We start from the raw sequence: 10,346 nt of genomic DNA, 5'->3' as shown, positions 1-10,346 counted from the left end.
CCCATTTTCATCGGGTAAATTACCTAATTTTCAGGGAAAAAGTCCAGGGATTTTCCCCCCGACCACTCCCATATCTGGTACTTTTTGATTGACAAAAAGTCTAAAAGTCTTACCCAACAAGGTTTTTAGATTTATTCAGCTAACCCTAATTGACCTTGACAAGAAATGCTATAATTTCCTAGCAAGAGGGGAATGGAATCCCTCTCAGGGTTGCCATCGCACAATTTTGTCGGTTGCTGGTTCTCGTCAGCTTGTTTGTCAAATATACCAATTCTAGTTTGAATCGGTGCTGTTATGTCAAGATTCAGGGTTTCTGGCTGCAACGGAACTGAAAAATCAAATAATCTATTCCATCAAATCTTCTTACCTTAGACAAAAATAATGAAATTCGAGGAAATCCAAGAGATTCTTAATCGGCAACTGCTCAAGCTTGAGAATCGCTGTCTCAATGACACAGAACAATTATTATTGCGAGGACTTTGGCAGAAAAAGAACTATCAAGAAATTGCCCAAGAAAACGGTTATAGTAGCAGCTATCTTGCCAATGTAGTTGCCCCAGGACTCTATGATAGAGTCTCGCAACTGATCGGAGAAACGATCAATAAAAAAAATTTTTTATCTAGACTACAATCTCATTTTACCAACTCCACATCGCTTCAGTATTGCGGTAATGAATATCCCCAGAATGAGCGTCCAGAATACCCAGATGCTCCTGTTCCCTATAATTCTTATTATTATCTAAAACGAACAAAACTTGAAGCAAAAATTATCGAGGAAATCGGACAATCTGGGGCGTTAATACGCATTAAAGCTCCCAACAAATGGGGAAAAACCTCTTTATTATTAACAATTTTAGAGGCTTGTCAACAACGATTCGGTTATCAAATTGTTAGTTTAGATTTACAAAAAGCAGACCAAGACATCATAGCAAATTTTAACAAGTTCTTACGCTGGATTTGCCGTAATTGCGCTCGGCAGTTGAATTTAGAAGCCAAATTAGATGATTATTGGGATGAAGATATAGGAATTAAAATGAGTTGGACAATTTATTTTGAAGAGTATATTTTACGAGAGATAAAACAGCCACTGGTATTGGCTTTAGATGGAGTGCATCGAGTCTTTGAACATCCGAAAGTAGCAGAAGATTTTTTACCTTTAATCAGAGCTTGTTATGAAGAATCTAAGCGATCTCCCCTGTGGCAGAAATTACGTTTAATTATTGTTCAATCCACAGAATCTTATGTTTCTCTGCGATTAGAACAGTCTCCTTTTAATGTGGGATTACCCATAGAGTTACAGGGTTTTGGTCAAGAACAAGTGGCAGAATTGGCAAAAAAATATCAATTAAATGAATTAGCAACCAACGAAATTCAACAGTTGATCGACTTAGTGGGGGGACATCCTGCCTTGATTCATTTAGCGATTTATCATCTTAGCCAAGAGCAAATCACGATGCCAGATTTAATCAAATCAGCAACTACATCAACGGGAATTTATTCCTCTCATTTACAGCTTCACTGGGTCACTTTACAAAAACAACCCGAACTTGCCGGTATTTTTCAACAGATTTGTCAAGGGAATCAACCAATGATAGTCGATCCAATTATTGCTTATAAACTTAATAGTATGGGTTTAATTAAACTCAGAGAAAATAAAGCAATTGTCAGTTGTCAGTTGTATCAAAAGTACTTTATAAGTCAATATACTGGTTCAGTATAAATAAATTTTTGAACCATGGTATTAAGACAGCGATCGCTCAAGCCAATCATTATTAAATATCGTCTGATAAATCCGATTATGAACGTCCATTTTCCCGTGACGCTTTACCACTAATCCAGATAAAAATAACTCAGGTAAATAGGGATTGTTATCAATCTGTATTGGTTCTTGATGGAGGATTTGTCGATACAAGGTTAATAACTGGGGTCGGTTTGGACTTTGAAGAAGGCGATCTTGAATGGTTTTTAAATGTTCGGGTTGATCCTGCATCTCCCAATCTTGAATAATTTTTTCTGCTACTAAGTTGGCCAACCATTGTTCTTCTTGATTAGAGGGGATTGGTTGCTCACTATCCCGCATCAGTTGACAGAGTTTTTGAGTTAAGAAAGGTTGCCCTCCCGTCCAGCTTAAGACTTGTTTGAGCATTGTCTGAAGATTACTGACTTTTTCTGTTAACCCATATAATAAAGGTTGAGCTTCGTGTTCTTTAAAACTTGCTAATTCAATAGCGTTACCAATATTAAAAGGTGTTTTCTGGGGGTCAGTAATTAAAGCTGAAGGTGTGGTAGCACCAAAAAAGGCAAAAGTTAGCTCTTGAAATTGAGGTTGAATCGCTCTCTGGTTATAAAAAGAACGAATTAAAGCAAAAAAGTCAGAGACATCAAATTTTAACCCTAAAATGCTATCAATTTCATCAATAAATATAACAGTCGATTTTCCAGATTGCCGCTGATCAAAATCGTCATTAACTAGAAGAAAATTTTCTATAAATTGTCCTAATCGTTGTACAGGAGGCAGGTCTAATTGTTCACTCCACCAAGCTTTAAAAGTTTTCAATTCTTTGATTAATCCAAAACTGCGGAGCAGATCAACGGCTAATCCTTTATACCATTGTTCGGGGGTAATATTGTCTGTTCCTAGCCGAGTTAAGTCAATTACTGCACATCTAATTCCCTCCTTTTGTAATTGGCTCATCATCCGTACCATTAAGCTAGATTTTCCCATTTGACGTGCATTTAAAACATAGCAAAATAGACCTTGTCTGAGAGCTTTATAAAGATTGCGATCGGCTTGTCGAACCACATAATTCGGTGCATCCATCGGTAAACTGCCCCCCACTTGATAGACAAATTTGGGAGGTTGTTCAGCACTTTTAAGCAGGTCATTTTCAAAGATAAGTTCTGCTTGGGTTGCTTTCAGTACCTCTAAAGTGTTTGTGAGTTCTTTTGTCCGTTCTTCTACTCTTTGTTCTAAGGTTTGATAGAGTCTGGAGTTATCAATAGAGATAGCGGCTTGAGCTGCTAGAATATTTAATAGTTCAACCCTTTCTGAGGTAAATGCGCTAGTTGTTAAATTATTTTCTAAATAAACAATTCCTTTTAATTGACCTTGATTGAGTAAAGGAGTACAAAGAATAGATTTAGTTTTTTTAGCCACAATATAATAATCATTGGTAAATTGACCTGATGAAGTGGCATCATTTAAAACGATAGTTTCTTTTGTCCGAGCGACATAATTAATAATGCTAGTGGGTAAGATAGGAATTGAGTTATCATGGTCGATAGATTCTATGGGAATTGACTCTAGGATATTAACCGTTACCTTATCAATTGTTCCTTGAGCTTCAATGACCCAATTTCCTTGCTGTTCTAAAATCAAATAACCTTTCTGCGCTCCTGCATTTTCAATGACAATTTTCATTAAATTTGTTAGGAGATTTTCCAGTTTAATTTCTCCAGAAATCGCTTGCGAAGCTTTGAGAATAGTGGTTAAATCCAGAACTGCTCCATCATTACCAGTAGTTGAAATGGTGGTACTCAGTCCTTTAGATTTGTTTTGATTGCTGATGCCTAATAAATATTGAGGGTATTCTTCTTCTAATTGTTTAACTTTGGCCTTTGCACCCCAACGAGTGTAACAATGATAAGCATTTCTGAGATATAGTTTAGCAATTTCTTCTCTACCTAAAGTAAAATAAAATTCAGAGGCACGTTCATAGGCTAAAGCCTCTTCATGGATAAATTCATATTTTTTTGCTCCTTGAATGGCTTTTTCATAAAATTCTTGAGCTTCCCAGTTTTGACCTAAGACTCTCGCTTTTTCTGCTTCAACTAGATCATATTTATGTTGAAAATTTGCTGGACAATGACTAGACCATATTGCCATCTTCTGCTGATTGTTATCTACTTGTTGTAGTAATTTTCTTTGATCATTTTGCTCTGTGTCATGATAATAAGCTAGAAAACTCAACGATGAATAGAAATTATGTTGTGCTTTAAATAGGGCTGCACCGCTTGTTACCGCTACATATTTTTCTGTATGTTGACTGTTTTCTAAGGAGGCAACAAAATCATTAAAAATATAATAATCAATCATTCTTCCGAAATAATAAATAAATAGTAACCATTGATTATTTTGGTCAAGATATTCTTGGAGATGTTTATCTTCTTCCTCTTGGGAAGTTCCTAGCAATAAAAAATCTTGATGGTGATTAATATCTCGTACATTTTTAGCAGTATTTGTCAAAATAACTAAGAATTTATGAGAATACTCTTGATTAAGTTTTTCCACAAAATGAATGTATTTTTCACAATCTCGTTCTACTTCTTCTAACTGGCATCCTCCTAAAAACTTGATAGCGCAATAGGCCTGTGCGAGAAACCCAACATATTCATTGTGTCCTGTATTAAGTCCTTGTTGCAAGCCATAAAGTAATTTTTCTTGAATGACTTGCTCATTTAGTGGATTTTTCCAACACCATATATAAGCATAATATAAAAAAAATATTTCGGCTTGAAATTTTTGATTATCATCTTTTTCTAATAAGTTAATTGCTAGTTTTCCAAACTTATAACCATAATCAATTTCTGCTGTCATTCCCGACATGAGCATTCCATAAAAAGCATAAATCGTAGAAGCTTGTGGAGGATTGCCGTATTTGATACAGAGATAAGTTAAAGTTAATACTAATTCCGTAAATAGAAGAAAATTAGTTGTATTTGAAGCAGAGCGAATTTGCAGTATTATTTTAATAGCTGCTAGTTTTTTATTGTCAGTCATTATCAAATTATCGGCCAAGTCTTCAATCGATTTATTTTTTAAAAGCAACTTTATGGATCTCTGGCGATTACTAATTCTTTTTTTGATTTCATTTTCTTGAAGAGAAATTTTGATACCTAGTTCTGGTAAAACATTGAGGGCAATATCTATCGCTTTTTGAGGTTGAAAAATTGTAAAGTAGTAGATGATTTGTATTTCATATACCTTGAGTTTATCAAATATGTCTCTAGCTTCTTTTAAGATAGTGTCAGATATTTTTTCAATTTGAGAAAATTTAGTATTTAAGTAAAGAGATTCTAAGGTTTCAACATAAAGTTCTAGAGTTAATTGATAATCAGTTTTCCAGCTATTTAATGTCAACAATTCCAATCCTTTTTCTAAATATCTTAAAGCCGAATCATAAGCTGTTGATGCTTTTGCCTTTTTTCCTGCTTTTAGATTTAACTTAGCCAGTTGATTTTTTTCTAACTGATCGGTAATTAATATTGCTCCCTGATTAAGTTGATTAACAGTATCAAATATTTTATCTTCTAATTGATGCTCTGCTTGATATTTTTCTAATAAAATACGTCCTATTTGCTGATGAAAACATTCTTTTTCTTCTTCAGAAATAAGAGAATAAGCTGCTTGTTGTACTCGGTCATGTAAAAATCGATAATAAATATCAGCAGAATAGTTAAAAGCATCTTGTAGCTTATTATTTGACAAATCTTCTCCATTCCATAATAGAGGAATTTTATAATTTTTGTCTAGGGGAATCACCAAGCCTTCATCTAGAGCTAACTGTAGTTCTTGAGCGGTAATAGTTTCAGATTTATTATTAATAATCCTAAGGATTTCTAAATTAAATTGATTGCCAATACAAGCTGCTAACTTGAGAACCTGTTGCGTATTTTGAGATAATTTTTTAATTTTATTCACCATTAAATCAACTACATTATCAGTAATAGATAAACTTTCAATTTGTTGTATATTCCATTGCCAATAAACTTGTTTTGTGTACTTCGCTTTCTTTAAATCTAAATTTTCCCTAATAAACAGGAATTTTCTATCGTAGAGAGAATAAAACAATTGGGTTAAGAAAAAAGGATTACCCTCGGTTTTTCTGCTGAGTAATTCCCCTAAGGGTTTAGCTAATTCTCTAGAACAATTTAGAGTATCGGCAATTAATTGATTAATCTCTCTGCTTTTTAAAGGTGAAAGAGAGAGCGTATTAATTGTTTTTTGGGCTTGATTAATTTTGCCTAAAGTGTGCATTAGTGGATGAGTTGTTTCCACTTCATTATCTCGATAAGCACCAATTAGGAGAAAATAGTTAATATCTGGCTCTAAAATTAATTGCTCAATTAAATTTAGAGAAGATAAATCTGCCCACTGTAAATCATCAATAAAAATCACTAAGGGATGTTCTGGTTGACAAAAAATCGTGAGAAAACGCTTAAAAAATAAGTTAAAGCGATTTTGACTTTCCGTTTTACCCAGTGGTTCTACAGGAGGTTGCTTACCAATAATTTTTTCGAGTTCAGGGATAACCTCAACAATAATTTGACCATTATTTCCTAAAGTTTCTAGAATCTTGTCTTTATAGGTTTCAAGATGTCTTTCTGGTTCACTTAACAACTGTTTTACTAAATCTTGAAAAGCTTGAGTAATTGCTGAATAGGGAATATATCGTTGTAGTTGGTCAAATTTGCCCTTAATAACTCGTCCTCGTTGGCGTGTAATTGGTTTGTAAATTTCATTGACTAAAGCTGTTTTACCAATCCCAGAATAACCCGAAATCAGGATCAATTCAGATGAGCCTTGATTGATTTTTTCAAAAATGTTTAGGAGTTTTTCAACTTCTAATTCTCGACCATAGAGTTTTTGCGGAATCTGAAATTTTTCTGGAAGCTCCCGACTTCCTAAAGAAAATAGCTGAATCTGTTCCCCTCTTTTGAGTTGATTGAGACAAATTTCTAAATCATTTTTAATTCCCCAAGCACTCTGATATCTTTCTTCTGGGGTTTTTGCTAATAGTTTTTTGATAATATTAGACACAGCCAAGGAAAGGTCTGGAATCAGTTCGTGTAGGGGTAAAGGGTCTTGAGCAATATGACAATGAACTAACTCCATTGGGTCTGTAGTTTCAAAAGGAAGTCTGTTGGTTAAAAGTTCATAAAAAGTGACTCCAAGGGCATAAAAATCACTACGATAGTCAAGTCCACGATTCATTCTTCCTGTTTGTTCAGGTGCAATATAAGCTAACGTTCCTTCTAATTGATGGGGAGAGATAACGCTGATAAATTCTTGAGCTAACTGGCTAGAAATACCAAAATCAATAACTTTAAGTTCTTCGGTTTTGGGGTTATAGACAATATTAGAAGGGTTAATGTCTTTGTGAATAATATTGGCTTTATGAATAACAGCTAAAGCTTCAGCAATCTTAATGGCAATTTTCAAAAATTCTTCTAGGTTGAATTGACTTTGCTCTAGTAATGATTTTAAAGATTGACCACCAAAGTCTTCTAAAACCATAACTAAACTGTTTTCATATCGCTGTAAATCATAAGCTTTAATAATATTATCAACATTAAAAGAGCGAGTGATCTGGTATTCTTGTTGATAGCGAGTGAGTTCCGATGGCGTTGGGTAATTTTCTTTGAGAATTTTAAGGATAACTGCCTGATTATTGGCATGACGAAAACCTCGATAAACTAAGGAGTTAGCACTTTCGTAGAGTTTTTCGCTGATTTGATATTTTTTTTCCATTGGCTTATCAGTTCAGTCAGAAAATCAAGCTGATCAATTTGCGTCATCTCTTGATTCTCTGACCAATTTTCATAATTAAAATTGAAGATAATTACAAACAACTCAGGGGAATATAAGGTGAAGGTGGATAAACGTGCTTCAATTGGTGATTCTTCCAGTCTTCACTATGTTCGCTAGGATAAAATGGATAGGGACCATCATACTCTTTTGCCTTTGCCCAAGTTTCAATGTCAGATTGGCTAACATTGAATTCACTGGGTCTGGGTGGATAAGGGACTGTTATTTTACCAGCTGGAAAATCTTTCCCTGTATGAACAAGTTCTGTCATAACACCATGAAAAAGCTCCCAAGTAACATCAAGGCCGTATTCAAAGATTAGCTGATAGATACTGCCAATTGGCTCCCAAATCTGGGCGAAATATTCATGTTTATCGGGATAATAAAAGTTAACTTTATCTTTATAGAAAGCTTGCCCACACAGCAAAAGAGCCAAAGCAATAAAGTCATAATTTATATTGTCTGGTTGAATCAACCAACTATATTTATATTTTTTGGTGTGGGTTTTACTATCTCCTAATAGTTTTATGCATAAATCGATCTCACTTATACGTTCTTCACCTTCTTTATCAAGCCAATAAGTACACACTTTTTGGTGAGGAAATCTCAAAATTTTTCTAACCAAATTCACTTTTGCTTTCATTTCATCTGGTATCTTTTCCGGCTCAAGCCATGTGTAAGCAATCATCTGAGATAGCTTTCGTGTTTGTAATAAGAAATAAACGGTACTCAATTCTGCTTGAGCTAAAGGATCATCCTTAGGTTGTGATGGGCAAAATCTTGGGTCAACCTTAGCTCCTGAGCTAGGAAAACTTGAGGAATCTAAATTATATTTTGTTTGTAAAGCTTCCTTAGTTCCATAGACTAATTTAGGGTGGTCTTCATTTTCAAAAATAAGTAGCTGAAAATAGTAATCATTGTATTGATTGCCATCGATCGATTTTGGTCCTTGTCCAATCTTTATAGACAAATTTGATTGTAAATTTTGAACATAACTGCGAGTAAAGACCTGTGCCATTGGTGAATTCCTCCAGGAAGTTGGTTAATAAATTTGATTCTACTGTAAAAACTCAGACTGAGCCATAAAAACGGGTAGGATTGTCCGCAAGTATCTTCTCTACTGTTTCCTTAGCTAAATCTTTCTCAAGCTTAAGCACTTGACTAACAATATCGGGCTTATGATCCATGTGTGGATAATCTGAGCCAAAGATAATATTGTCACTGCCAATGTAGTCTATAAGCTGGGACAGATAAGGTTCAGAGGGTTCAACGGCAATAAAGCATTGACGGCGAAAATACTCTGATGGCATTAATCTTACCCGATCTTTGACCTCCCAAGGTGTAACTTGATACTCTTCGTCAAGTCTCCATAACCAATAGGGTAGCCAACCGCAGCCCGACTCTAAAAATCCGATTCTTAGCTGAGGATGACGTTCTAACACTCCCCCTTCTATTAACGCTAACAGTGCCATCATCTGCTCCATGGGGTGAGAACAAGCATGAAGGGCAAAACGGGTGTTAAATCGATCGGCACCGGTGGTGGGTAAACGACTCCAATGTCCCTCATGAATTCCTACAGCCATGTCCAAATCCTCGCAGGCCGTCCAAAAGGGTTCATAGGCTGGATCGCTCAAAATTCTGCCTTTAACGGGGTTAGGGCGCAAAAAAACCGCCTTCCAGCCCAAGTTTGCCATGCGGTGTAGCTCTTTTACCATGTCTTCGGGATCGTGTTGATTGACTGCAGCGACTCCTTTGAGTCTGGCCGGGTCATAGCTACAAAATTCTTCATATAACCATGTATTGTAAGCACGGACAAAAGCCCCCATCACTTCAGCAGGTAGGCTATCAATGGCAAATAACCACAGTCCGTAATTAGGATAAATAAAAGCCACATCTATGCCCATTTGTGTCATAGATTGAACATGGGACTCTGGGTTATAGCGATTGAGATAAGCATGGGGATGAGCTTGCATCATCTGCTTATTCCCTTCTGCTTGGACTTGTGGGGAGATTTTTTGACTAATCGGTTCTCCTTTGATTTTCATGTCAGCAGAAGGAGCAAATTCCCTAAATTTAGGTTCTAGGTATTGGCCCCACATTGCGGGGGGTTCAATGACATGGGAATCAGCATCAATAATTTTGTACCCGTTGAGCATAGAGGTTTTTTGGCAATTTTCTACCTAAATTATATTTGATTGGGAAAAAGCGATCGCTTTTTTGCGGCTTTCTTTTCATCCCCTAAAACTCCATGGATTGATTGGGTTAAACTTGATACAACACTTTATTAAACTTAACGAATGGAAGCGATTGAATTTAAAATGATTCTTCATCATGGCACAGTTGTCATTCCCCCTGAATATTCCTCTAAGTGGGAAGGTAAGGCGATTCGTGTGATACTTTGCGGGGTGAAGTCATTCGCTTGATTTCTGCTCGTCGTGCTACAAAACAAGAGAGAAAAACTTATGAGAAAGGAATATGATTTTTCTAAAGGAAAACGAGGGGCGCTCATTTCCTCTCAGGGAAAAACACACATTACCATTTATCTAGATGATGAGATTCTAGCTTATTTTCGAGAACAGGCTGAAACCGCAGGAATGGGTTATCAAACCCTAATTAATGAGGTTCTTCGTTACTTGGTATGGTTCGATAGGGGGGCATAAATCGACTAAATCCTTATCTGGCAAGAGACTTAATTGATTAGTTCGCTCTAGATAAAAAACAATTGACAAAAATCGCTAAATGCCTTTCTCTATAAGGGT

At 35.6% G+C, this 10,346-nt stretch carries 5 protein-coding genes and 1 pseudogene; 2 read left to right on the top strand and 4 right to left on the bottom strand.

Translation table 11 applies throughout. The features are described 5' to 3' along the window. Window positions 1-131: 131 nt before the first annotated feature. Entirely contained in the window at window positions 132-323 is a 192-nt protein-coding gene (locus O9332_RS21380) for a hypothetical protein (RefSeq protein WP_288027309.1), read from the bottom strand. A gap of 58 nt (window positions 324-381) precedes the next feature. On the opposite strand from O9332_RS21380, the gene O9332_RS21375 reads away from it, so the two are divergent. Further along, complete coding sequence (locus tag O9332_RS21375; RefSeq protein WP_002757619.1) at window positions 382-1,719, top strand: AAA-like domain-containing protein; 1,338 nt, start codon at window positions 382-384, stop codon at window positions 1,717-1,719. 21 nt (window positions 1,720-1,740) lie between these two features. On the opposite strand, the gene O9332_RS21370 is transcribed toward O9332_RS21375, so the two are convergent. From O9332_RS21370 to O9332_RS21360, 3 genes are all read right to left on the bottom strand, one after another. Then, a complete protein-coding gene (locus O9332_RS21370; RefSeq protein WP_002757620.1) occupies window positions 1,741-7,530 on the bottom strand; it encodes an AAA family ATPase in 5,790 nt (1,929 codons plus the stop codon). A gap of 91 nt (window positions 7,531-7,621) precedes the next feature. Continuing rightward, entirely contained in the window at window positions 7,622-8,605 is a 984-nt protein-coding gene (locus tag O9332_RS21365) for a hypothetical protein (RefSeq protein WP_002757623.1), read from the bottom strand. A gap of 52 nt (window positions 8,606-8,657) precedes the next feature. Continuing rightward, window positions 8,658-9,743: an amidohydrolase family protein gene (locus O9332_RS21360; protein WP_002757625.1), complete on the bottom strand. Its 1,086-nt coding sequence runs from the start codon at window positions 9,741-9,743 to the stop codon at window positions 8,658-8,660. Between the two features lie 306 nt (window positions 9,744-10,049). On the opposite strand from O9332_RS21360, the pseudogene O9332_RS21355 reads away from it, so the two are divergent. Then, a pseudogene (locus tag O9332_RS21355) lies at window positions 10,050-10,226 on the top strand (BrnA antitoxin family protein); the annotation flags it as partial. Window positions 10,227-10,346: the final 120 nt, after the last annotated feature.

The sequence above is a fragment of the Microcystis sp. LE19-10.1B genome (genome assembly GCF_027530565.1).
In the GTDB taxonomy this organism is placed as follows: domain Bacteria; phylum Cyanobacteriota; class Cyanobacteriia; order Cyanobacteriales; family Microcystaceae; genus Microcystis; species Microcystis aeruginosa.
The sequence above is the reverse complement of the archived record's forward strand: the minus strand, read 5'-3'. Positions and strand labels throughout refer to the sequence as shown.